The sequence below is a fragment of the Thiobacter sp. AK1 genome, from assembly GCF_039822265.1.
Classification (GTDB): domain Bacteria; phylum Pseudomonadota; class Gammaproteobacteria; order Burkholderiales; family Thiobacteraceae; genus Thiobacter; species Thiobacter aerophilum.
In genome coordinates this window covers 111717-132516 of the sequence record NZ_JBAJEX010000005.1, presented here as the reverse complement: position 1 = coordinate 132516, position 20800 = coordinate 111717, and the positions used below count along the sequence as shown (strand labels likewise).

General features: G+C 64.6%; 25 protein-coding genes and 1 tRNA gene. 15 read left to right on the top strand and 11 right to left on the bottom strand.

Annotated features, from left to right (window positions below; all coding sequences use genetic code 11):
- The first annotated feature begins 97 nt into the window (after window positions 1-97).
- Entirely contained in the window at window positions 98-508 is a 411-nt protein-coding gene (locus V6E02_RS08005) for a hypothetical protein (protein WP_347308262.1), read from the top strand.
- A 4-nt stretch (window positions 509-512) separates the two neighbouring features.
- On the opposite strand, the gene V6E02_RS08000 is transcribed toward V6E02_RS08005, so the two are convergent.
- Genes V6E02_RS08000 through purM form a run of 4 tightly spaced genes read right to left on the bottom strand, consistent with a single transcriptional unit; the run spans window position 513 to window position 3906 of the window.
- Window positions 513-1517, bottom strand: coding sequence for a DUF3108 domain-containing protein (locus tag V6E02_RS08000; protein ID WP_347308261.1), 1005 nt, complete (start codon window positions 1515-1517; stop codon window positions 513-515).
- Between the two features lie 8 nt (window positions 1518-1525).
- Window positions 1526-2212, bottom strand: a complete 687-nt coding sequence (locus tag V6E02_RS07995; protein WP_347308260.1) for a DUF3108 domain-containing protein — start codon at window positions 2210-2212, stop codon at window positions 1526-1528.
- Window position 2213: 1 nt separating this feature from the next.
- On the bottom strand, window positions 2214-2849 hold the full coding sequence (purN, locus tag V6E02_RS07990) for a phosphoribosylglycinamide formyltransferase (RefSeq protein WP_347308259.1): 636 nt from the start codon (window positions 2847-2849) through the stop codon (window positions 2214-2216).
- A gap of 10 nt (window positions 2850-2859) precedes the next feature.
- A complete protein-coding gene (gene purM, locus V6E02_RS07985) occupies window positions 2860-3906 on the bottom strand; it encodes a phosphoribosylformylglycinamidine cyclo-ligase (protein WP_347308257.1) in 1047 nt (348 codons plus the stop codon).
- Between the two features lie 80 nt (window positions 3907-3986).
- On the opposite strand from purM, the gene hda reads away from it, so the two are divergent.
- On the top strand, window positions 3987-4679 hold the full coding sequence (gene hda, locus V6E02_RS07980) for a DnaA regulatory inactivator Hda (protein ID WP_347308256.1): 693 nt from the start codon (window positions 3987-3989) through the stop codon (window positions 4677-4679).
- A 9-nt stretch (window positions 4680-4688) separates the two neighbouring features.
- On the opposite strand, the gene trxA is transcribed toward hda, so the two are convergent.
- Both trxA and V6E02_RS07970 read right to left on the bottom strand, forming a co-directional pair.
- On the bottom strand, window positions 4689-5066 hold the full coding sequence (gene trxA / locus V6E02_RS07975; protein ID WP_347308255.1) for a thioredoxin: 378 nt from the start codon (window positions 5064-5066) through the stop codon (window positions 4689-4691).
- Window positions 5067-5219: 153 nt separating this feature from the next.
- On the bottom strand, window positions 5220-7028 hold the full coding sequence (locus V6E02_RS07970; RefSeq protein ID WP_347308254.1) for an ABCB family ABC transporter ATP-binding protein/permease: 1809 nt from the start codon (window positions 7026-7028) through the stop codon (window positions 5220-5222).
- Between the two features lie 296 nt (window positions 7029-7324).
- Between V6E02_RS07970 and V6E02_RS07965 the strand changes: the two genes are divergently transcribed.
- Entirely contained in the window at window positions 7325-8134 is an 810-nt protein-coding gene (locus V6E02_RS07965) for a hypothetical protein (protein ID WP_347308253.1), read from the top strand.
- Between the two features lie 13 nt (window positions 8135-8147).
- Complete coding sequence (locus tag V6E02_RS07960) at window positions 8148-9353, top strand: PilT/PilU family type 4a pilus ATPase (RefSeq protein ID WP_347308252.1); 1206 nt, start codon at window positions 8148-8150, stop codon at window positions 9351-9353.
- 84 nt (window positions 9354-9437) lie between these two features.
- On the opposite strand, the gene V6E02_RS07955 is transcribed toward V6E02_RS07960, so the two are convergent.
- The 3 genes from V6E02_RS07955 to V6E02_RS07945 all read right to left on the bottom strand — a co-directional run bounded on the left by V6E02_RS07955 (window position 9438) and on the right by V6E02_RS07945 (window position 10613).
- Window positions 9438-9620, bottom strand: a complete 183-nt coding sequence (locus V6E02_RS07955; RefSeq protein ID WP_347308251.1) for a hypothetical protein — start codon at window positions 9618-9620, stop codon at window positions 9438-9440.
- Window positions 9621-9741: 121 nt separating this feature from the next.
- A complete protein-coding gene (locus V6E02_RS07950) occupies window positions 9742-9906 on the bottom strand; it encodes a hypothetical protein (protein WP_347308250.1) in 165 nt (54 codons plus the stop codon).
- A 98-nt stretch (window positions 9907-10004) separates the two neighbouring features.
- A complete protein-coding gene (locus V6E02_RS07945; protein ID WP_347308249.1) occupies window positions 10005-10613 on the bottom strand; it encodes a nitroreductase family protein in 609 nt (202 codons plus the stop codon).
- Between the two features lie 101 nt (window positions 10614-10714).
- Between V6E02_RS07945 and gluQRS the strand changes: the two genes are divergently transcribed.
- Window positions 10715-11641 carry a tRNA glutamyl-Q(34) synthetase GluQRS gene (gluQRS, locus tag V6E02_RS07940; RefSeq protein ID WP_347308248.1) on the top strand — a complete coding sequence of 309 codons (927 nt, stop codon included), beginning with the start codon at window positions 10715-10717 and terminating at the stop codon, window positions 11639-11641.
- Between the two features lie 86 nt (window positions 11642-11727).
- Entirely contained in the window at window positions 11728-12600 is an 873-nt protein-coding gene (gene hslO / locus V6E02_RS07935) for an Hsp33 family molecular chaperone HslO (RefSeq protein ID WP_347308247.1), read from the top strand.
- 3 nt (window positions 12601-12603) lie between these two features.
- Here hslO and V6E02_RS07930 read toward each other — a convergent pair whose 3' ends face one another.
- The gene (locus V6E02_RS07930) at window positions 12604-13290 is read right to left on the bottom strand and encodes an energy-coupling factor ABC transporter permease (RefSeq protein ID WP_347308246.1); all 687 of its coding nucleotides are present in this window, start codon (window positions 13288-13290) and stop codon (window positions 12604-12606) included.
- A gap of 65 nt (window positions 13291-13355) precedes the next feature.
- On the opposite strand from V6E02_RS07930, the gene V6E02_RS07925 reads away from it, so the two are divergent.
- The 9 genes from V6E02_RS07925 (at window position 13356) to panD (ending at window position 20580) form a co-directional block, all read left to right on the top strand.
- Window positions 13356-14018 carry a histidinol-phosphatase gene (locus V6E02_RS07925; protein ID WP_347308321.1) on the top strand — a complete coding sequence of 221 codons (663 nt, stop codon included), beginning with the start codon at window positions 13356-13358 and terminating at the stop codon, window positions 14016-14018.
- Complete coding sequence (locus V6E02_RS07920; protein ID WP_347308245.1) at window positions 14015-15010, top strand: FecCD family ABC transporter permease; 996 nt, start codon at window positions 14015-14017, stop codon at window positions 15008-15010. The genes V6E02_RS07925 and V6E02_RS07920 overlap by 4 nt, the downstream gene beginning before the upstream one ends.
- Window positions 15010-15792, top strand: a complete 783-nt coding sequence (locus V6E02_RS07915) for an ABC transporter ATP-binding protein (protein ID WP_347308244.1) — start codon at window positions 15010-15012, stop codon at window positions 15790-15792. The genes V6E02_RS07920 and V6E02_RS07915 overlap by 1 nt, the downstream gene beginning before the upstream one ends.
- A 125-nt stretch (window positions 15793-15917) precedes the next feature.
- Window positions 15918-17339: a polynucleotide adenylyltransferase PcnB gene (gene pcnB / locus V6E02_RS07910; protein ID WP_430626786.1), complete on the top strand. Its 1422-nt coding sequence runs from the start codon at window positions 15918-15920 to the stop codon at window positions 17337-17339.
- Window positions 17336-17860 (top strand): 2-amino-4-hydroxy-6-hydroxymethyldihydropteridine diphosphokinase, encoded by a 525-nt coding sequence (gene folK, locus V6E02_RS07905; RefSeq protein ID WP_347308242.1) that lies wholly within the window; start codon window positions 17336-17338, stop codon window positions 17858-17860. The genes pcnB and folK overlap by 4 nt, the downstream gene beginning before the upstream one ends.
- A gap of 2 nt (window positions 17861-17862) precedes the next feature.
- Window positions 17863-18504: a deoxynucleoside kinase gene (locus V6E02_RS07900; protein WP_347308241.1), complete on the top strand. Its 642-nt coding sequence runs from the start codon at window positions 17863-17865 to the stop codon at window positions 18502-18504.
- A gap of 2 nt (window positions 18505-18506) precedes the next feature.
- The gene (gene panB / locus V6E02_RS07895; protein WP_347308240.1) at window positions 18507-19304 is read left to right on the top strand and encodes a 3-methyl-2-oxobutanoate hydroxymethyltransferase; all 798 of its coding nucleotides are present in this window, start codon (window positions 18507-18509) and stop codon (window positions 19302-19304) included.
- A 2-nt stretch (window positions 19305-19306) separates the two neighbouring features.
- On the top strand, window positions 19307-20161 hold the full coding sequence (gene panC / locus V6E02_RS07890; protein WP_347308239.1) for a pantoate--beta-alanine ligase: 855 nt from the start codon (window positions 19307-19309) through the stop codon (window positions 20159-20161).
- Between the two features lie 38 nt (window positions 20162-20199).
- Complete coding sequence (gene panD / locus V6E02_RS07885; RefSeq protein WP_347308238.1) at window positions 20200-20580, top strand: aspartate 1-decarboxylase; 381 nt, start codon at window positions 20200-20202, stop codon at window positions 20578-20580.
- Between the two features lie 50 nt (window positions 20581-20630).
- Here the strand turns inward: panD and V6E02_RS07880 are convergent.
- Window positions 20631-20717: transfer RNA gene (locus tag V6E02_RS07880), tRNA-Leu, on the bottom strand.
- Window positions 20718-20800 lie beyond the last annotated feature (83 nt).

Here is a 20800-nt window from a genome sequence, read left to right as displayed (position 1 = left end):
CGGCGAACGGTGGCACGCGCAGGTCATGGCGCGGCTGATAGCCGGGCTGCCGGCGGCGTGCTACCCTTGCCGCCGCTTTGGGTAGAGGAGGGGACGCATGGATGCGACCGGCAAGCGAGTGATGCGTGTGCTGACGGCTGGCTTGGTTTTGACCGCCCTGCTGTTCGCGGCCTATACCTGGGTGGTGCTAAACTGGAGCTATTCCACCGGCGAGCGCGTGGGGTATGTGCAGAAGTTCTCGCGCAAGGGTTGGCTGTGCAAGACCTGGGAAGGCGAAATGGCTCTGGTGTCCATGCCGGGCACGGTGGCAGAAAAGTTCTACTTCACCGTGCGCGACGCGGCGGTGGTCGCGCGCATCAACGCCACCGCCGGCAAGCGTGTCGCGCTGGCATATGAACAGCACGTGGGCATTCCCAGTCGCTGTTTCGGCGACACACAGTATTTCATCACCAGCGTGCGGGTGCTGGAAGCGCCCACTTTGCCAGGGGTGGTGCCTGCGCCGCGCTAGCGGCTCACTCGGCGCGGATTTCTTCCACGAGTTGCTCTGCCACCTCACCCTTGCGGTCGATGAAGCGCAGCTTCACCGGCAGCCAGCGGTAGTCCTTGGCCAACCACAGCTCCAGGCCATCCTCGCCCGGGGCCTGGATGCGTTCCAACCGTTCGGTGGCGAGCACGCCCAGCGGTGTTTCCAGCGTCTCTTCTCCTGCCACGCGATAGCGGTAGTGATCGAACTTGCGGCCATTGGTGACCGCCAGCTCCAGCACACCCGTGTGGGGCGCCGTGTAGGCAAGCTGGTAGAGGATGGAGAGCACGTCCTGGGTGCCTGACGGGAGCGATACCGTCTTCTCCTCCCCGGGAGGACCGAAACGCAGGGTGCCAGCGCCCCAGTCGAAGCTGGCGGACTCGGTGCGCTTTTCAGACTGGCCGCGCTGGATCCAGAATGAAAGAGGCTTGAGGCCTTGCGGCGTGAGCTCGCCCCGACTCACCTGGATCAGTGTGCCCGGCACGAACAGGGAGAATAATCCCGTAGCCTGCGCCAGGCTGGTGACGGTGTACTGGCCATCGCGCGCTTCCCAGTCGTGGGTCATGCGCCCCACCACGAGGCCCTGCGTCCCCTTGATGAGGCGGTAGGCGATGCGGATGCGACCCGGCAGGGGTGGAGGCGGCGACTCGGCATTATCCTGCGGCTGGGGTTCCTTGGCCGCGGCCGCCTGCGCCGGCGCCGCATCCGGCGCGGGGGCGGCATCCGGCGCGGGGGCGAGTTCGGGCGGGGGCGCGATGGTATCCGGCGCCGTTTCGGCCGCTTCTTGCGGCAGCGCTTCGGGCGCGCTGCGTGGGGTGGCTGCGGCAGGCTTGCGGCGCGGCTTTGGATGGGGCGCGGCAGGCGGAGAAACCGGTTGCAGCCGCGCCACGAGAGGCGGTGGCGGGGCAAATGTCGGGACGGGGGGCGGCGGCGCGAACAGCACAGCCAGATGCAGCAGCAGGGAAAGACCCAGCGCCCAGAGCAGTCGGCGCACGTGCCCCATCACTCCGACGTCAGGCTGGTCAGTATCTGAGTCACGCGCGCGCCGTGGGCTTCTTCGAACACCACCTTCACCGGCAGCTGCAAGCCGTCCAGGGCGAGCCACACGTCCGTGCCGTCCTCGTCCGCTGTGCCCACGCGGCTAAAGCGCACGGTGCGGAAGGTGCCAGCGGGCGTGCTGAGCGTTTCCTCCCCCACGCGCCGGTACTGGTAGCGGCTGATGCTGCGCCCGTTGCTCATCTGGAACAGGAGCTCGGATGCATCCAGTTTGAGGTACATGAACTGGTACATGAGGCTTAACCGGTCCTGCAGACCGGCAGGAATCGGCAAGCTGTGGATCTCGCCATCGTGCTGGAAACGTGCCGTGCGCGTCTTCCAGTCGAAATCGGCGATGATCCGGCGCGCTTCGCGGCTGCCGCGGTGATGTTCGAAATGCAGGGGCTTGAGTCCCATGGAGGTCACCTGGCCCGTCGAGAGGAAACGGATGCTGTCCTGGCTTAACAGGCGGAAGACTCCGACCGCCCGGGTGACGCTCTCGATCGAATAACGTCCTTTGGCTTGGCTAAAAGTCTCCACCACCTCGGCCACTTCCTGGCCGTTGCGGCTTAGGCTGTAGTGGAGGGTAAGACGCGCGGGGGCGGCGTGAGCAACGGCACACAAAAACAACAGCGCGCCGAGCCAGCGGACCATGTCAGCTCCAGGGCACCAAGAGGGCCGCATCGGGGGCATCCACGCCGTGGACTTCTACCCGGCCTTCGGGGGTGAGATGGATGCGTCCTTCCAAAAACCAACGGATTACCTGCGGGTAGAGGCGATGTTCCTGCTCCAGCACACGGGCGGCTAAAACCTCCGGCGTGTCGTCTTCCCGCACCGGCACCGCGGCCTGAGCGATGATGGGGCCATGGTCCACCGTGGGTGTCACGAAGTGCACGGTGCAGCCGTGGATGCGCACGCCGGCGGCGAGCGCGCGGCGATGGGTGTCCAGACCCGGGAAAAGCGGCAGCAGGGACGGATGGATGTTGATCAGGCGGCCCTGGTAGTGGGTGACGAAAGCGGGAGTTAGCACCCGCATGAAACCAGCGAGCACCACCAGGTCGGGCGCGTATTCGTCGATGGTAGCTTGCAGCGCGCCGTCGAAATCCTCCCGTCGGGCATGTCCCCGGTGATCCACGACGCGGGTGACGATGTTCCGTTCGCGGGCGAACGCGAATCCGGCGGCACCCGGATTGTTGCTGATGACGGCGGCGATGCGCGCTGGCAGTCCCGCGTCGAGAATGGCGCGTAGATTGCTGCCGCGCCCGGAGATGAGGACGACCAGGGATTTCACCGCGCAGCGTTCACTGGATCACGGTCTGGGGCTCGCCCGGCTTGCGTGCGGCGATCCGGCCCAGCTCGAACACCGTCTCGCCAGCCTCTTCCAGGACGCGGCGTGCCGCTGGCGCGTCCTGGGGCGCCACCACCAGCACCATGCCGATGCCGCAATTGAAGGTGCGGTACATTTCCCGTTGTTCGACGTTGCCTGCTGCTTGCAGCCATTGGAAGATGGGCGGCATGCGCCAAGCATCGCGGTCGAGCACTGCCGTGAGGGAGCTGGCCAGGATGCGCGGGATGTTCTCCAGCAGGCCACCACCGGTGATGTGTGCCATCCCCTTCACCGGCACGCGGTCAAGTAAAGCGAGCACCGGCTTGACGTAGATGCGCGTGGGTGCAAGCAGGGTGTCGCCCAGGCTGCGTCCGTGGAAGTCCGCTGCAAGGTCGGCTCCCGTGGTTTGTAACAGCTTGCGAATCAGGGCATAGCCATTGGAGTGCGGACCGCTGGACGCCAGGCCGAGCACCGTGTCGCCCACCGCGATGTCACGCCCGGTGATGATGCGACTCTTTTCCACCGCGCCCACCGCGAAGCCCGCGAGATCATACTCGCCCGGCGGGTACATGCCTGGCATTTCCGCCGTCTCGCCGCCGATCAGGGCGCAACCGGCCAACTCGCAACCGCGGGCGATACCCTTGACCACCTCGGTGGCGGTGGCCACGTCCAGCTTGCCGCAGGCGAAATAGTCGAGGAAGAACAGGGGCTCCGCCCCTTGCACCAGGATGTCGTTGACACTCATGGCCACCAAGTCGATGCCCACCGTGTCGTGACGGTTCATCTGGAAGGCGAGTTTGAGCTTGGTGCCCACCCCGTCGGTGCCGGAGACCAGCACCGGCTCCCGGTACTTGCCCGTCAGTTCGAACAAGGCACCAAACCCACCGATGCCGGCCAATACCTCGGGACGCAGAGTCCGGCGTGCCAGTGGCTTGATGTTTTCCACCAGGGCATCACCGGCGTCGATGTCCACCCCGGCGTCGCGATAGCTCAAGGAACGGCTGGAATCGGAGGTGTTCAAGGTTGAGTTCCCGCGGACCGGTCGCTAAAGTGTAGCGTTTGCATGAAAGCCGGCATTCTACCGCAAAAGCCCTTCTTGCCATGAAACAGCTCGTACTCAAGCTGGCACCCCCGCCACCACCCACCCTGGAAAACTTCGTCGTGGGCGCCAACGCAGAGACCTTGGCAGGGGTGCGTGCGCTGCTTCAGGGCCGCGCCGGTGAACGTTTTCTCTATCTCTGGGGCGGGCGGGGTTGCGGCAAGAGTCACCTGGCGACGGGTTTCGTCCACGGGGCACGGGCGCTGGGCCTAAGCACCGCCTGGCTTACGCCAGGTCGTGATGCCCTCGATGTCCCAGCCTTGGCCGCCCACGATGCCGTGGTGGTGGAAGACGTGGAACGCTTCGATGATGCCGCCCAGGTGGCCCTGTTCGATCTCGTCAATCGCCTGCGCGAGGGGACGGGGCTCATGCTGGTGACCGGTTGCATGCCCCCCAGGCAGCTTAGCCTGCGTCCCGAGCTGGCGACGCGCCTGGGCCAAGGGCTCGTCTATCAGGTGCACGGCTTGTCGGATGCGGACAAGGAACAGGCGCTCATGGCGCACGCCCGCGCGCGTGGCTTCATTCTGGCACCGGAGGTGGCGGCCTATCTGCTGCGGAGCTGGCGCCGTGATCTGCCTTCCCTGATGGCCTTGCTGGATGCCCTGGACCGCCATTCCCTGGTGGTGAAGCGGCCCATTACTCTGCCCCTGGTGCGTGAGGTGCTCGGCGCCCTGACGAACGGAAAGAAGCCTTAAGGCGCAACTTCAGGCCTTGCCGGCGGCTGCCTGTTCGGCGGCGATTTCCGCGCGCACCTTGTCCATGTCCAAGGCCTTGGCCCCCTGCACCACTTGCTCCAGTGCCTGGGCAGGCAGCGCGCCTGCCTGGGAAAAGAGAATGATCTGCTCCCGGAACACCATCAGGGTCGGGATGGAGCGGATCTGGAAGTAACCCGCGAGCGCCTGCTCCTGCTCCGTGTTCACCTTGGCAAACACCACGTCCGGATATTTTTCCGAGACGGCTTCATAGACCGGGGCGAAGGATTTGCACGGCCCACACCAGGGTGCCCAGAAATCCACGATTACCAGATCGTTGTTGAGGACGGTTTGCTCGAAATTGTCTTTGGTCAGTTCCACGGTGGCCATGCTATGTGCTCCGGCGAAAAGGTTGAAAGGCTGCACGGTAGGACAGGAAAGCAGGCTTCCGGGCCGACCGGGTGCAATGGGGAATCTAAAGCGACTCCGAGCGCTGATTATCCCGCAAATTGGGGACCACGCCAAAGCATGGCTGGCGCGGACTCAAACGACGGCGGCTGCGGGCTTTAGGCCGTCTATGTCTTCCTGCTGTTGCAGCGCCCACATGTGGGCGTAGAGCCCATCGCGCTCCAGGAGTTCCCGATGGGTGCCGGATTCGACGATACGGCCATGATCCATCACCAGGATGCGGTCCGCATCCACCACGGTGGACAGTCGGTGGGCGATCACCAAGGTGGTGCGGTTCTCGGCAATGCGCTTGAGTTCGGCCTGGATGGCCTTTTCGGACTTGGAATCCAGCGCCGAGGTGGCTTCGTCGAAGATGAGGATCTTCGGGTTTTTCAGGACGGCGCGAGCGATGGCCACGCGCTGCTTCTCGCCGCCCGACAGCTTGAGTCCCCGCTCGCCGACCAGGGTGTCGTATTTGTCCGGCAGGCTCTCGATGAAGTCGTGGATGTGAGCCGCCCGCGCCGCGGCGATGACTTCCTCGCGGCTCGCATCGGGCCGGCCATAGGCGATGTTGTAGTAGATGGTGTCGTTGAACAGGACCGTGTCTTGGGGCACGATGCCAATGGCGGCACGCAGGCTTTTCTGAGTCACCTCTCGGATGTCTTGTCCATCGATCAGGATGCGCCCGCCGGTCACGTCGTAGAAGCGGAACAGCAGGCGTGACAGCGTGGACTTGCCCGCGCCACTGTGTCCAACCACGGCCATTGTCCTGCCGGGCGGCACCACGAAACTTACGTCGAACAGGATCTGGCGGCGGGGCTCGTAGGCGAAGTCCACGTGCTCGAAGCGGATCTCGCCGGCGTTGACCCGCAGGTCCGGTGCGCCCGGCTTGTCCTTGACTTCTGCGTTCACTTCCAGCAGGCCGAACATTTTTTCCATGTCGGCCAGCGAGTGCTTGATCTCGCGATAGACGAAGCCGAGGAAGTGCAGGGGCAGGTAAATCTGGATCATGTAGGCGTTGATGAGCACCAGATCGCCCAGGGTCATGGTTCCCGCGATCACGCTGCGGGCGGCGAGGAACATCAGGATGGTCACGCCGACCGCGATGATGAAGCTCTGGCCAGCATTGAGAGCGGCCAGCGACGTTTGGTTGCGCACCGCCGCCTTCTCCCACACCTGCAGGCTTTCGTCATAACGGCGCGTCTCGAACTGCTCGTTGCTGAAGTACTTTACCGTCTCGTAGTTAAGCAGGCTGTCGATGGCGCGAGTGTTGGCCTTGGAGTCCATGTCATTCATGGTGCGTCGGAACACCATGCGCCATTCGGTCACGAACAGGGTGAAGGCCACGTACACCACCAGAGTGGCGAACACCACCAGCGCGAAACGGATGTCGTAGTTGACGATGAGAATGGCAGCCACCAGCCCGATTTCCACCAGGGTGGGGAGGATGTTGAACAGCATGAAGTTGAGCAGAAAGCCGATGCCCCGCGTCCCCCGCTCGATGTCTCGCGACACGCCGCCGGTCTGGCGTTCCAAATGGAAGCGCAGCGACAGGGCGTGCAAGTGGCTGAATACCTTGAGCGCCACGCGCCGGATGGCGCGTTGCGTGACTTTGGCAAACACCGCATCACGCAGCTCGCCGAACAAGGTGCTGGCGAAACGCAGCGCGCCATAGGCGAAAACAAAGCCCAGCGGCAGCACGATCTCGGGCCGTGGCTTGTCCAGGGCATCGACGATGTGCTTGAGAGCCAGCGGCACCGCCACGTTGGCCACCTTGGCCAGCAAAAGCAGGACGAGCGCCAACGCCACCCGCCAGCGGAATTCCCACAGATAGGGAAGCAGGGTGCGGATCGTCTTCCAGTCGTTGCGGTTTTTCGGCGCAGGGCCGTAGTGTTGGACACGCATGTCGAAAATTACGTCAGCTTGTGCCGTTACGCGTCGGTGGGCAAGGGGCGGCCAACATAGCACGGCGGCGTTTTCCGAGTCCAGGAGCGGGTTTTCGGGCAGGTCTCCCAAGCGCAATGAGGATGGCACGATTCTTGCGAAACATGCTTCCCTAAAGTCGGGAGAGCACGCGTCGATAATTTCGGGCAGCGCCGGTGCGAGTGGCTAGCGCGGTGGGCAGCCGGGCGGTTTTTTTCTACAATCCGGCAAGCGTCCCGCGTCAGCTTCCCACACAACAAAAGAGTACAGGCAGATCTATGGCTTTTCTGGACGAACTCAAGAAACAGGCTGAACTAAAGCGGCAGCAGGAACAAACCCAGACTCAGTCCAAATTGGTCGCCGTCAGCCAGAACTTCCTGGCGGTTCAGACCAAGTACAAGGAGATGCAGCGGTATCTTGAGGAGCTTGTCAACCAGCTCAACGTGCTCAACCCGGATCTCCGGCGCAGTTATTACATTGATGGCTTTGGCCTGATCGACGATTTTCGCCCGCGGGATTACGCCCTCAGTATCGACTCCATCCGCATCGGCCAGAAGGATTTCATCAATACCCTTTTGCTGCGTTTCAAGTGCGTGACCGACAAACAAATCAAGTTCGAGCGCGACACCCCGCAGCAGATCGACAACCAGAAGGACTATTTTTGGCAGAACAACCTCAAATACCAGTGCACCGAGTTCCGCAATGAGCGCGGGCTGGTCACACGCGCGGTGTTCACGGTGGCAAGCGAGATTCCGGTGACGGCCCGCTTCTCCGCTGACTTCGAGAATGCGCGCATTACCCTGCAGGTGCGCAACCTAAACGGCTTCACCATCAACGAGTTCGTCTATGAGGTGAATGAGGTCACCCAGGAACTGCTCGACGAGTTCGCCAAGTTCATCCTAGACAAACCCAATCGCCTGCGCGAAATCGGTGTGCATCAACAGGCCCGCCGCACGTTGGTGCGTCCCGCGGCACAGGCGGCCAAGGACCCACCAGGCGCGGCTGCGCAGGAAAAGGATGCAAACGACGATGGCGACGACGGTCGCGGCAAGGGCCTGCTAAGTAAACTGAAGTCCCTGTTTTCCTGATCGCCCACCTGCCATGGACCTTACCCAGTTCTTCCGCCTAATGGCGGAACGACGCGCCTCCGACCTGTTCTTTTCCGCAGGCGCTCCGGTTTACATCAAGATCGAAGGCGAGATTCGCCCGGTCAACCAGCAGGTCTTCGATGCCGCCCTGGTCAAGCGCGTGGCCTACGCGCTGATGACCGAGGAGCAGATCAAGACCTTCGAATCCACCTGGGAGATGAATTTTGGCGTGTCGGTGCCCAATTGCGGGCGCTTTCGGGTGAACGTGTTCCGCCAGCGGGGGTCGGTGGCCATGGTGATCCGCTATATCACCGACCAGGTGCCGTCCGTGGACAGTCTGGGCCTGCCACCGGTGCTCAAGGATCTGGTGATGCACAAACGAGGGCTGATCTTGGTGGTGGGCGCGACCGGCTCCGGCAAGTCCACCACGCTGGCGGCCATGATCGACCACCGCAATACCCATTCCACCAGCCACATCCTGTCCATCGAGGATCCCATTGAGTTCGTCCATCGCCACAAGCGCTCCATCGTCAATCAGCGTGAGGTGGGCATCGACACCAGCTCCTATGCCAGCGCCCTGGTCAATGCCCTGCGCGAGGCGCCGGACGTGCTGTTGATCGGCGAGATTCGCGACCAGGAGACCATGCGCCAGGCCTTGATCTACACCCAGACCGGCCATTTGTGCCTGGCGACGCTCCACGCCAACAACGCCTACCATGCCTTGAACCGCATCATCAGCCTATTCCCTGCCGAAGCGCAGGAGGGGCTGCTGTTGGATTTGGCCATGAGCCTGAAGGCGGTGATCTCGCAGCGGCTGGTGAAGGGGGTGGATGGCAGGCGGGTGGCGGCGATTGAGATCCTGATCAATAACCTGCATATCGCCGAACTGATCCAGCGTCGGGAGATCGACAAGATCAAGGAGGCCATCGAGCAGAGCCTGGTGGAGGGTGCCCAGACCTTCGAGGAATCGCTGCTGGAACTCCACCTGGCGGGGCGCATCAGCAAGGAAGAAGCCCTCGCCAATGCCGACTCCCGCACCAACATGGAATGGCTCATCGCCAATTCCAGCAAATACCGGGAACTGCGTGCCCAGCGCGCCCGCGGCGTGATGATCGACGAGGACAAGGTGCGCGAAGACCGAGAAGAAAATCTACCGGGCCTCCTGAGCGTCGAGGATCTGGACAAACTGGGCGTGGCTGGGCTTTCCTCCCACAAGTGAGCCGCAAACAAAAACGCACCAGACTCGCGTCCGGTGCGTCACGTCCTGCCAGGGTGCCGTGCAGCACCTTGTTGTGGTTGTGAATCAGCGCGCTGCCAGGTACTGCTGGAATTCCTCGGCGTTCATCTCCCGCACCTTCATCCCCGCGCGCGCGGTAAAGGGATAGTAGAAGGTGTAGTGGTCGTTGATTCTCACTTTGATGATGACCGTGTCCGGATTGGCTTTGCTGCGGTTGCGAAGGAGTCGGTTGGCGAGCCATTTGATCATGATGTGTCTCCTGAAGCAGCTTTCACGGGATCTGCCCCAGGGGAAAGCAACGCTCATGCCAACCTGACGGGATCGTTTAGGCTTGCTTGTGCATGGGCGCGTAGCGGCGAAAATCATGGGCTTAGCGCACGAAGCGGGATTCGGTCCCGCAGCGTCGGCACCGGTAGACCTTGCCTGCCTCGGGGTGGGCGTGGAGAAAATGCCAGCGGTGGCCGAGAATCCGACACACCAGGCGGGCGAGCAAGACGCCAAGACGGGTCGCTGTGGGCGATGCTTCGTGATCCATGGCCGCCGCTTGAGCAAAATCGGGGCCAGACGCGCAAGCCTATGAATTGGAAAAGGCTTTGCTGGGGTTCACGGTGCCGGCTGTAAAGTTCGCCGACATCACGCGGCGGCAAAGGGCGTGCCCCAGCGTCCCTGGAAGGCGATCTCGCCGAGGGACAGCCGGGTGCGCGGCGCCATCTCCCGCTCGCGCAGTTCGCCTGAAAGCCGGGCGGGGTCGCCCTGGTAGCCCACTGCGATCATGGCCATGGGCATCACCTCGGCGGGGACGCCGAACGTCGTTTTCAGCCGCTGGGCGTCAAAGCCCCCCATCTGGTGGGCGGCCAGGCCCAGCGCCACCGCTTGGAGAGCCAGACTCATGGCTGCGGCGCCGGTGTCGTACTGGGCCCAGCGATTGGGTTGGCCATTGTGGCGAAAGGTGGGCAGCGCGAGCGCCGCCAGCAGCACCGGCACGTCCTTTACCCAGACCTGGTTGCCCTCGGCCAGGCAGTCGAAGGCGGCCTGCCAGCCCTGGGGATCGTCGCTGCGGTTCCACACCAGGAAGCGCCAGGGCTGGTCACCATAACAGGAGGGCGCCCAGCGCGCCGCTTCCAGCAGGGCCGCGACCGCGGCCGGACTCACTGGCCGGGTCGGATCGAAGGCGCGTGGGCTAAAGCGGCGGGCGAGCAGTTCATGGATGGGCACGGACGTGATGGCTTGTTTATCGAGCATGGTGGCGGTCCTCCTGTCGCGAGTGCGCATTCTAACCCCTGCCGCGACGGGAAATACTGGCGACGTAGGTGGGATAATGCGGGCTTTGCTGTTTGGCCACCATGTCCGACCTGCGTGATTGCTCTAAGCGCTATCGGGGACGGTTCGCGCCCTCGCCCTCGGGACCGCTGCACTTCGGCTCCCTGATTACTGCCGTGGGCAGCTATCTGGACGCCCGCAGCCGTGGCGGCGAGTGGTGCCTGCGCATCGACGATCTCGATCCGCCGCGCGTAATACCGGGCGCGACCGATGCCATCCTGCGCACCCTGGAGGCTTATGGCTTCCAGTGGGACGGCCCGGTGGTCTTTCAGAGCGCACGCACGGAGGCCTATGCCGCAGCCTTCGCGACCCTGCAACGCCTCGGCGTCATCTATGCTTGCGGCTGCAGCCGGCGCGAAATCGCCGATTCCATCGTCGGCCTGCCCGGCGCCAGCATCTATCCCGGCACCTGCCGCGGCGGGCTTGGGCCTGGCAAGACGGCACGTGCCTTCCGCGTCAGGACCGAAGGCGCCCGCATTGCTTTCGAGGATCGCCTTCAGGGCTTGATCGCCGTCGACCTCGCGCGTGAGACCGGGGATTTCATCGTACTGCGCGCCGATGGACCTTTCGCCTATCAGCTGGCCGTGGTAGTGGATGACGCGGAGCTGGGTATCACCGACGTGGTGCGCGGCGCGGACTTGCTGGATTCCACACCCCGCCAGATCCATCTGCAGCGCCTGCTGGGGCTTGCTACGCCCCGTTACCTGCACCTGCCGGTGGTGGTAAACGCCTTGGGAGAAAAGCTTTCCAAGCAAACGCTGGCGCCACCCCTCGATCTGGCTCGCCCCGCACCCGTCCTGGTGGCGGCGCTTGCCTTTCTCGGCCAGGTAGCGCCGGCGGAGCTCGCTTACGCCGACGTTGCGGAAGTCTGGCGCTGGGCCCTCGCCTACTGGGATCCCGCGCGTCTGCCGCGGTTGCGCGCCGCGCCGCTGCCGGCGACACCCGAATGACAAAGGCTTCGTGCGCTCGCGTCTGGCCGCCGTCCGACGGGAACGGATGGCTGTGCTAGAGTTCGGCCATTGCGAGCATCGACGCGATGAACGATAACGACACCTTGCAACGCTTCCTGTTCGAGGCGGCCGCCGTGCGGGGCGAGCTGGTTCGTCTTGATGCCACCTGGCGCGCGGTGCTGGCGCGTCACGATTATCCGCCTGGCGTGGCGCGTGTACTGGGCGAGATGATGGCGGCCTGTGCGCTGCTCGCGGCCACTCTCAAGTTCCGTGGGGCGGTGGTGATGCAGATCCAAGGGGGCGGCCCGCTGCGTCTGGCGGTGGTGGAATGTACCGCGGGCCTCGCCTTGCGCGCCACTGCCAAGTGGGAAGGCGAAGCGACGGGAAATTTCGCTGAGCTAGTGGGCACTGGGCGGTTTGCCATCACGCTTGATCCCAGGGACGGCGGGGCAAGCTATCAGGGCATCGTCGCCGTGGAAGGCGGCAGTGTCGGCGAGGCGCTGGAGCACTACATGGCGCGCTCGGAGCAGCTTCCCACGCGGCTTATTCTCACCGCCGACGGCGAGCGCTGCGGCGGCTTGCTGCTGCAGAAGCTGCCAGGGCGTTTAAGCCAAGATGCCGATGCCTGGAACCGGCTCACCCAGCTTGCCGACACCCTCAGCCCACGCGAGCTTCTCGGGCTGCCTTTCCACGACATCCTCCACCGGCTGTTCCACGAGGAGGACGTGCGCGTCTTCGAGAACGAGCCGGTGCACTTCGCCTGCTCCTGTTCCCGGGCCAGGGTGGCGGACATGCTGCGCCTGTTGGGACCTGGCGAGGTGCGGGCCATTATCGAAGAACAGGGGCAGGTGGAGGTGACCTGCGAGTTTTGCAACCAGCGCTACGTGTTCGATGCAGTGGATGCCGAGCAGCTCTTCAGCGCTGTGCTGCTTGCCTCGCCTGGTCCCACACGCCACTAGGTCTCAGCGGTTGTGCAGATAGCGCTGGTCGTCGAAAGTGGTGACCCAGGCTGGCCGGTAGACCGCCATTAGGGTGACGGCCATGCCGGTGAGGATGGCCTCGGACCAGCCCATGAGCACGAAATAGGGCAGGTAGTGGCTTAAGAGATAATCCAGCGTGTAAGTGCCGGAGACGGCCATCACCGCCGTCGCCGCCAGGCCGGTGGCGGCCATCGACAGGGCGGCCCCGAAGAAGCCACACAGGAACACGTAGATCATGAAGTGGTTGGGCAGATGCCGGTCCACCAAGCGGTAGAGGACATGGCTTACGCCCACCGGCACCCCGCCCATCACCAGGAAATTGAGGGACAGGGCCTGCCAGGCGATGGTCTCCCCCGCGAGCGTGGTGCCCAGCACCACCAGCGCCAGGGCGAGCAGGGCGAGCGGCCAACCGAACATGAGGGTGAGGGCTGTCGCCCCCAGCACGTGGAAGTTGAGCCCAGGCTTGACGCCGGTCTTGATGCTCCACAGCACCATCAGCACTACGATGGCACCTAGCCAGAGATTGAGCCGCCAGGGTGTCTTGAGTCCTGCCAGCGGTGCCCGTTTTAGCGCGAACAGGATCAATGCGATGGCCAGTAAATGACCGATCCAGTACCAGGCGGAAGGCAAGAGGTGGTCCGGGATGTTCATGGCGAGAGCTCGGGTCAAGCGTCATTCTACGCTATACTGGCCCGCCTTTTCTGCGACCAAGTGACTCGTTTCTGCCCGTGACCATGCGCCTGGCCTTGTTCGATTTGGACAACACCCTCTTGAGCGGCGACAGCGATTTCGAATGGGCCCAGTTCTTGATTGGCAAGGGCGTGCTGGACCGTGAGGTGTACGAGGCGAAGAACCTCGCGTTCTACGAGCAGTACAAGGCCGGCACCCTGGACATCCACGCCTTTCTGGACTTCCAGCTCAGGCCCTTGTCACGGCACCCGCGCCGCGAGCTCGACGCCTGGCACCGGGAATTCATGGCCAGCCGCATCCTGCCCATGATCACGGACAAGGCGCGCCGACTGGTGGCGCGACACCGTGATGCCGGCGACACCTGCGTGATCATCACCGCCACCAACCGGTTCGTCACCGCTCCCATTGCCGAGGAATTTGGCGTGGCGCATCTCATCGCCACCGAGCCGGAAGAGATCGACGGCGAATTCACGGGCCGTGTGGTCGGCATTCCCAGCTTCCGCGAGGGAAAGGTGGCGCGCCTCAAGGCCTGGCTCGCCGCGCGCGGCGCACGCCTTGATGAGGCCGAACACAGCTATTTTTATAGCGACAGCCACAACGACCTGTTCCTCCTGGAACAGGTCACCCACCCGGTAGCGGTCGATCCGGACGACGAGTTGGCGCGCATCGCCCGCGCACGTGGCTGGCCCATCATGAGCCTGCGTTGAGGGCTTCGCCCGTGGTGCCCGAGGCATTCCGGACCCGACGGCTGCGTATCCTGCTCGCGCTCGCCATCTTGGCGCCTGTGGTCGCGCTGGTAGGTCTGTTTGCGGGCAGTGTCAGCCTGTCGCCGGCGCAGATCCTGGCCGCCCTGTTGCAGCCTGAGCGGGACGTGGCGGCGCACATCCTCTGGGAGCTGCGCGCGCCGCGGGTGGCGGCGGCCTTCGCCTGTGGTGCACTGCTATCCGTGGCGGGCCTGCTGCTCCAAGTCCTGGTGCGCAACCCCCTGGCCGAACCCTACGTTCTCGGCATTGCCGGCGGGGCTGCGCTTGGCGCCCTCACCGCCGTGTTTTTCGGTGCCGCCATAACGGGGGTGCAGACGGCAGCCTTTGCCGGTGCCCTCGTTGCCACTGCTGCCGTGTTCCTCCTCAGTGGCGCGCTGACCTGGAATCCCTTCCGGCTGTTGCTCACGGGCGTGGTGCTCTCCGCGGGTTTCGGCGCCGGGGTGAGTCTGCTGCTCGCCTTGGCGCCTGCTGCCGACGGTCGCGGCATGTTGTTCTGGCTGATGGGCGATCTGGGCTATGCCACCGCGCCGGTCGGGCTATGGCTCATCCTCGTCGCCCTGTTGGGGGTGACGTTTCTCCTGGCGCGGGGCCTGGACGTGCTGGCCGTGGGCGAGCTGCAGGCGCAAGCCCTGGGGGTGGCGGTGCGACCCTTGCAGGTCGTCCTCTTTCTCGCCGCTTCCTTGGCCACGGCGGTTGTGGTGGCGCAGGCGGGCCCCGTGGGTTTCGTGGGGCTGATCGTGCCCCACGCGCTCAGGCTCGCCGGGCTGTCGGGGCACCGCTGGCTACTGCCAGCGGCGGCGCTGGCGGGGGGCAGTTTTCTCACCCTGGCCGATCTCGCCGCGCGCACCGTGGCTGCCCCCCAGCAGTTGCCGGTGGGCGTGTTCACGGCGCTGATCGGCGTTCCCGTGCTTCTCTGGCTGTTGGCGTCCCGGTGATGCTGGAAGTGCGCGATCTCGCTCTGGCAGTGCCGGGGCGCCTACTGTGTGCGGACTTGAACGTCCGGTTCCAGGCGGGCGAGGTGTGGGGCATCCTGGGGGCCAACGGCGCCGGCAAGACCACTCTCCTCCATGCGCTTGCCGGCTTGCGCGCGCCCGACGGTGGCGAGGTGCGCTGGGCGGGTCAGCCCCTTGCCGCCATTCCCCGTCGCCGCCTGGCGCAGGAACGGGCGGTGCTGTTGCAGGACGAGACCGAGCTGTTCTGGGGCACGGCGCTCGACTGGGTGTGCCTGGGCCGCTATCCCCATGGCGGAACCTTCGGCGATCCCCACGAAATGCATCACGCCCGCGCGGCCCTGGCCCAGGTGGGGGCGGCGCAACTGGCCGGTCGCAACATGGCCACGCTCTCCGGAGGGGAGCGTCAGCGGGTGCGACTGGCCATGGTGTTGGCGCAGCAGGCGCGGGCCTTGCTGCTAGACGAGCCGCTCAAACACCTGGACCTGGCGGCGCAGTTCACTCTGCTCGAACGGCTGAGCAGCTTGGCGCGCCGCGACTTGCGTCTACTCGTCATGGTGCTGCACGACGTGTACTGGGTGTCCCGCTACTGCGACAAGGTCCTGCTGGTGTTCGGAGATGGGCGGGTGTTGCACGGGGACTGCTTGGCGGTGTTGACCCAAGAGAACATGGAAAGCGTCTATGGCTGTGCACTTCAGCCCGTGGAGGCGGCAGCAGGCCGCTTGTTCTTGCCCACGGCAGGTGCCCCTAGCCGCCATCGGGGATGACGCCTCAACGGTCATTCCGGGTACCAGAGCCGACCCCGAATCCAGCAGCCGGCGCTTGCCATGGGGATGGGATTCTGGTTTGCCGCTTGCGCGGCAAGGACGGGTTTGCACGCTTGCCCTTTGGCATGGCCTCGGCGACAATTCCGGCCTTTCCTATGATCCAGAAACTCATCCGGCGACTCCTCCGCCCGCGCCGGGCGGGTGAGCCCGTCATCGTTCCCTTAAAGAAGCACGGCATCACGCCCGACCGCATCAGTCCCTGTGCGCTCGCTGTCTGCGCGACCTTGCAGCGCGCTGGTTACCAGGCTTTCGTCGTGGGCGGAGCCGTGCGCGACCTGCTGATGGGCAAGATGCCCAAGGATTTCGACGTGGCCACTGACGCGCGTCCCGAGCAAGTCCGGCAGCTCTTCCGCCGCTCCCGCATCATCGGCCGGCGTTTCCGCATCGTGCATGTGATGTGTGGCCGGGAGACGGTGGAGGTCACCACCTTTCGCGGCCAGCACGCACCGCCGCCCGAGGAACGCAGCGAATACGAAGAGGAAGAGGCTTGCGAGATGGAACGCGTGGTGAGCGAGAACGGCCGGCTGTTGCGCGACAATGTGTTCGGCACCCAGACGGACGACGCTTTTAGGCGTGACTTCACCATCAATGCGCTCTACTACGATCCCACGCGGGCCGAGATCTGGGATTATCAGCATGGCGTGGCCGATCTCAAGCGCGGGGTGCTACGCATCATCGGCGATCCCGACACCCGCTACCGCGAGGATCCGGTGCGCATGCTGCGTGCGGTGCGGCTGGCTGCCAAGCTGGGATTCCGGCTCGATCCCGCCACGCGCAAGCCCATCCGTACGCTCGCCCCACTCCTTAAGGACGTGCCCAAGGCGCGCATCTTCGACGAGATGCTCAAGCTTTTCCTCTCCGGCCATGCTCTGGAGAGCGCCAAGCGACTGCGCGAGGAAGGTTTGCATCACGGGGTACTGCCACTGCTCGACGTGGTGCTGGAACAGCCCTTGGGCGAACGCTTTGTCACCCTCGCCTTGCAAAACACGGACGAGCGCATCGCGGCGGACAAGCCGGTCTCGCCCGCTTTCCTATTCGCCACCCTGCTTTGGCACGACGTGCTGAGCCGCTGGGAGAGGCGCGAAGCGGAAGGTCAGCCACCCATGGCTGCCCTACAGCAGGCCATCGACGAGGTGATCGAGCGCCAGGTGGAAACGCTGGCCATTCCCCGTCGCTATACCGCGGTGATGCGCGAGATCTGGAGCATGCAACCGCGTTTCCTCAACCGTTCCGGCCAGCGGCCGTTGCGGCTTCTGGAACAGCCACGCTTCCGCGCCGCCTATGATTTCCTGCTGCTACGTTGTAGCAGCGGCGAACTGGACCCTGCGCTGGGACAGTGGTGGGAAGCCTTCCAGCACGCCACACCCGAGGAACGCGCGCGCATGCTGGTGAAAGGGGAGGGGGCTGGGCGCAGCCGCCGCCGGCGCCGCCGGCGCAAGCCCGGCAGTCAGGCTGCGCCACTGGCCAGCCAGGACGATAAGGCATGAGTCGGACCACGGCCCTTTGCTCCGCCGCGAGGTGTGGCGGGACGCTGGCCTTCATCGCGCTGGGCAGCAACCTCGCCGAGCCTGCTAACCAGGTGACGCGCGCGTTGGTGGAGCTGGCGCGCCTGCCTCATACCCGGCTCATCGCACGTTCTTCCCTGTACCGTACTGCCCCCGTGGGCTATCTGGATCAGCCCGATTTCATCAACGCGGTGGCTTCGGTGGAAACGATGTTGCCCCCGCGGGCGCTACTCGATGCCTTGCTCGGGCTGGAGCACGCTTTCGGCCGCGAACGCGAGTTCCGCAACGCGCCGCGCATCCTCGACCTGGATCTCTTGCTCTATGGCGATCTCGTCCTCCACGAGGAGGGGCTCACCCTGCCCCACCCCCGCATGCATGAGCGCGCCTTCGTGCTGGCACCACTGTTGGAGATCGCGCCAGAGTGCGTGATTCCGGGACGCGGCCCGGCAGAAACCTTCCTTGCCCGCTGTCTCAATCAGAGCGTGGAACGCATCGCGGCGTGAACATGGCGGGCCTGCTGGAGATAGGCTACATCGTCGTGGAAGGCCCCATCGGGGCGGGCAAGACTAGCCTCGCGCGGCGTCTTGCAGAGCGGCTGGATGCCACGCTGCTTCTGGAGGGCGCCGAGGCCAATCCTTTCCTGCCGCGCTATTACCAGGACCCGCCACGCTTCGCCTTGGCCACTCAACTGTTTTTCCTGTTCCAGCGCGTGGAGCAGGTGCGCCAACTGACCCAGCGCGAGCTGTTCGCGCGCCCCGTGGTGGCGGATTTCGTGTTGGACAAGGATCCCCTGTTTGCCCGGCTCACTCTGTCCGATGACGAGTTCCGTCTCTACCAGCAGGTTTACGCTGAGCTTGCGCCGCAAGCCCCGAGTCCCGATCTGGTAATCTATTTGCAGGCGCCAGTGGACGTGCTGCTGGAGCGGGTGCGCAGCCGGGGCATCGAGTACGAGCGCGCCATCGACCGCGATTACCTCACCCGCCTGTCCGAAGCCTACGCGCAGTATTTCTACCACTACGAGGCCTCACCCCTCATGATCGTCAACAGCGCGCACCTGAATTTCGTGGCAGAGCCGGCCGACCTGGATCTCCTGCTGGCGCGCCTGCCCAAGGTGCGCGGCCGAGCGTTCCTCAACCGCGGCGACTGAAGATGGCCCGCCTCACCCTCACCACTTTGCAGAAAATGGCCCGCGCAGGTGAGCGCATCGTCAGCCTCACCTGCTATGACGCGAGCTTCGCGCGCCTGCTGGAGACCGCCGGCGTGGAGGTGCTGCTGGTGGGCGATTCCCTGGGGATGGTGCTGCAAGGGCGGGAGAGCACCCTCGCCGTGAGTCTCGAGGAGATGGAGTACCACACGCGTTGTGTGGCCCAGGGGTCGAGCCGCGCCTTCATCGTTGCGGATCTCCCCTTCGGCAGCTATCAGGCTTCGCCGCGCGAGGCGTTTGCCAGCGCCGCGCGCCTGATGCGCGCCGGCGCCCACATGGTGAAGCTGGAAGGGGGGCGCGTGATGGAAGAAACCGTGCGCTTCCTGGTGGAGCGGGGCATACCGGTGTGCGGGCACCTGGGCTTGCTGCCCCAGTCCGTGCACCAGGTGGGCGGCTACCGTGTGCAGGGAAGGGAGGAAAGCGAGGCAGCGCGCCTGCTGGCCGATGCGCGCATTCTCGATCAGGCGGGCATTGGGCTGCTGGTGCTGGAAATGACCACCCGTTTGCTGGCCCGCCAGATCAGCGCCGCTGTGGCTGCGCCCACCATCGGCATCGGAGCCGGCCCGGACTGTCACGGCCAAGTGCTGGTCCTCTACGACATGCTAGGCATCTATGGGGGTAAGGTGCCACGCTTCGCCCGTAATTTCCTAGAGGGCGCGCACAGCATCGAAGCGGCCGTGGCTGCTTATGTGCGGGCCGTCAAGGATGGCAGCTTTCCCGGGCCGGAACACGGATTCGACTGAGCATGGAAGTGATCGCGACCATACGCGCGCTGGACGAACGCCTGAGTGAGGCTGGCCGCGTGGCCTTCGTGCCTACTATGGGTAACCTGCATGAAGGCCACCTGGCCTTGGTGCGCCTGGCGCGCGCTCACGGTGACACGGTGGTGGTGAGCATCTTCGTCAATCCATTGCAGTTTGGCCCCAACGAGGACTACCACAAATACCCGCGCACCCTGGCCGAGGACTGCGCGAAACTGGAAAGCGTGGGATGCGACGTGGTGTTCGCGCCCACCGTTACGGAAATGTACCCCACCCCGCAGCAGACCGAGATCCTGCCGCCGCCAGTGGCGGACGAATTGTGCGGTGCTTTCCGGCCCGGGCATTTCCGGGGTGTCGCCACGGTGGTGGCCAAGTTGTTCAACATCGTGCAGCCCAGCGTGGCGGTGTTCGGCAAAAAGGATTACCAGCAGCTCTTCATCGTGCGCAGCATGGTGCGCGAGCTCAATTTCCCCATTCAGATCCTGGCGGGGGAGACGGTGCGCGCCGACGACGGCCTGGCCCTTTCCTCCCGCAATGCTTACCTGTCTGGCGCCCAGCGCGCCGAGGCGCCACGTCTGTACCGCAGCCTCGGCGCCGTGGCCGCAGCGATCGCCCAGGGGGAGCGAGACTATCCCGCGCTGGAGGCGAGCGCACGTCGGGAACTGGAGTCCCATGGCTGGCGGGTGGACTACGTGTCGGTGCGGGACGCGGCCACGCTGGCCCTGCCGCAAGGAAACCCGCCGCAACTGGTGGTGCTGGGCGCGGCCTGGCTGGGCGAGACGCGTCTGATCGACAACGTCGAGGTGACGCCTTCCGGCACCCCGTCGGTAGCGGTATAATCCGCCTCCCTTTCAAGACTGCGAAACAGGGGCCGACCATGCAACGGACCATGCTCAAATCGAAGCTGCACCGGGTGCGCGTGACGCACGCCGAACTGCACTACGAGGGTTCCTGCGCCATCGACGAAGCGCTCCTGGAAGCGGCCGACATCCGCGAATACCAGCAGATCGAGATCTACAACGTCAGTAACGGCGAGCGTTTCACCACCTATGCCATCCGTGCCGAGCGGGACTCGGGCATCATTTCGGTGAATGGTGCCGCGGCCCACAAGGCCAAGCCCGGTGACATCGTCATCGTTGCTGCCTATGCCCAATACAACGAGCTGGAGCTGCAAAAATACGCCCCGCAGCTCGTCTACGTGGACGAACACAACCGGATCGTGGAACAGCGCGACAGGATTCCGGTGCAGATGGCGTGAACGCCAGCGAGTGCAACAAAAAAAGGCGACCTCTGGTCGCCTTTTTCGTTTGGTGCCGGGAGAGGGACTCGAACCCTCATGGTATCGCTACCGGCGGATTTTGAGTCCGCTGCGTCTACCGATTCCGCCATCCCGGCGTTTGCAAGCCTGTGCCGCGGATCATCGCTTCCCGCACGGGAAGAGCCTTAAGCGGGAGCGGCTTTAGCGTGCGGTCGGGCAG

Excerpts from the sequence above, each read along its gene's own strand:
- hda (WP_347308256.1), top strand. The coding sequence starts at position 3,987 with ATGAAACAGCTCGTACTCAAGCTGGCACCCCCGCCACCACCCACCCTG.
- hslO (WP_347308247.1), top strand. The coding sequence starts at position 11,728 with ATGAACGATAACGACACCTTGCAACGCTTCCTGTTCGAGGCGGCCGCC.
- V6E02_RS07900 (WP_347308241.1), top strand. The coding sequence starts at position 17,863 with ATGGCGGGCCTGCTGGAGATAGGCTACATCGTCGTGGAAGGCCCCATC.
- V6E02_RS07970 (WP_347308254.1), bottom strand. The coding sequence starts at position 7,028 with ATGCGTGTCCAACACTACGGCCCTGCGCCGAAAAACCGCAACGACTGG.
- V6E02_RS07965 (WP_347308253.1), top strand. The coding sequence starts at position 7,325 with ATGGCTTTTCTGGACGAACTCAAGAAACAGGCTGAACTAAAGCGGCAG.
- trxA (WP_347308255.1), bottom strand. The coding sequence starts at position 5,066 with ATGGCCACCGTGGAACTGACCAAAGACAATTTCGAGCAAACCGTCCTC.
- V6E02_RS07915 (WP_347308244.1), top strand. The coding sequence starts at position 15,010 with ATGCTGGAAGTGCGCGATCTCGCTCTGGCAGTGCCGGGGCGCCTACTG.
- V6E02_RS07945 (WP_347308249.1), bottom strand. The coding sequence starts at position 10,613 with ATGCTCGATAAACAAGCCATCACGTCCGTGCCCATCCATGAACTGCTC.
- V6E02_RS07925 (WP_347308321.1), top strand. The coding sequence starts at position 13,356 with ATGCGCCTGGCCTTGTTCGATTTGGACAACACCCTCTTGAGCGGCGAC.
- V6E02_RS07995 (WP_347308260.1), bottom strand. The coding sequence starts at position 2,212 with ATGGTCCGCTGGCTCGGCGCGCTGTTGTTTTTGTGTGCCGTTGCTCAC.
- panB (WP_347308240.1), top strand. The coding sequence starts at position 18,507 with ATGGCCCGCCTCACCCTCACCACTTTGCAGAAAATGGCCCGCGCAGGT.
- V6E02_RS07955 (WP_347308251.1), bottom strand. The coding sequence starts at position 9,620 with ATGATCAAATGGCTCGCCAACCGACTCCTTCGCAACCGCAGCAAAGCC.
- V6E02_RS07960 (WP_347308252.1), top strand. The coding sequence starts at position 8,148 with ATGGACCTTACCCAGTTCTTCCGCCTAATGGCGGAACGACGCGCCTCC.
- gluQRS (WP_347308248.1), top strand. The coding sequence starts at position 10,715 with ATGTCCGACCTGCGTGATTGCTCTAAGCGCTATCGGGGACGGTTCGCG.
- panC (WP_347308239.1), top strand. The coding sequence starts at position 19,307 with ATGGAAGTGATCGCGACCATACGCGCGCTGGACGAACGCCTGAGTGAG.
- V6E02_RS07950 (WP_347308250.1), bottom strand. The coding sequence starts at position 9,906 with ATGGATCACGAAGCATCGCCCACAGCGACCCGTCTTGGCGTCTTGCTC.
- folK (WP_347308242.1), top strand. The coding sequence starts at position 17,336 with ATGAGTCGGACCACGGCCCTTTGCTCCGCCGCGAGGTGTGGCGGGACG.
- pcnB (WP_430626786.1), top strand. The coding sequence starts at position 15,918 with ATGGCCTCGGCGACAATTCCGGCCTTTCCTATGATCCAGAAACTCATC.
- panD (WP_347308238.1), top strand. The coding sequence starts at position 20,200 with ATGCAACGGACCATGCTCAAATCGAAGCTGCACCGGGTGCGCGTGACG.
- V6E02_RS08005 (WP_347308262.1), top strand. The coding sequence starts at position 98 with ATGGATGCGACCGGCAAGCGAGTGATGCGTGTGCTGACGGCTGGCTTG.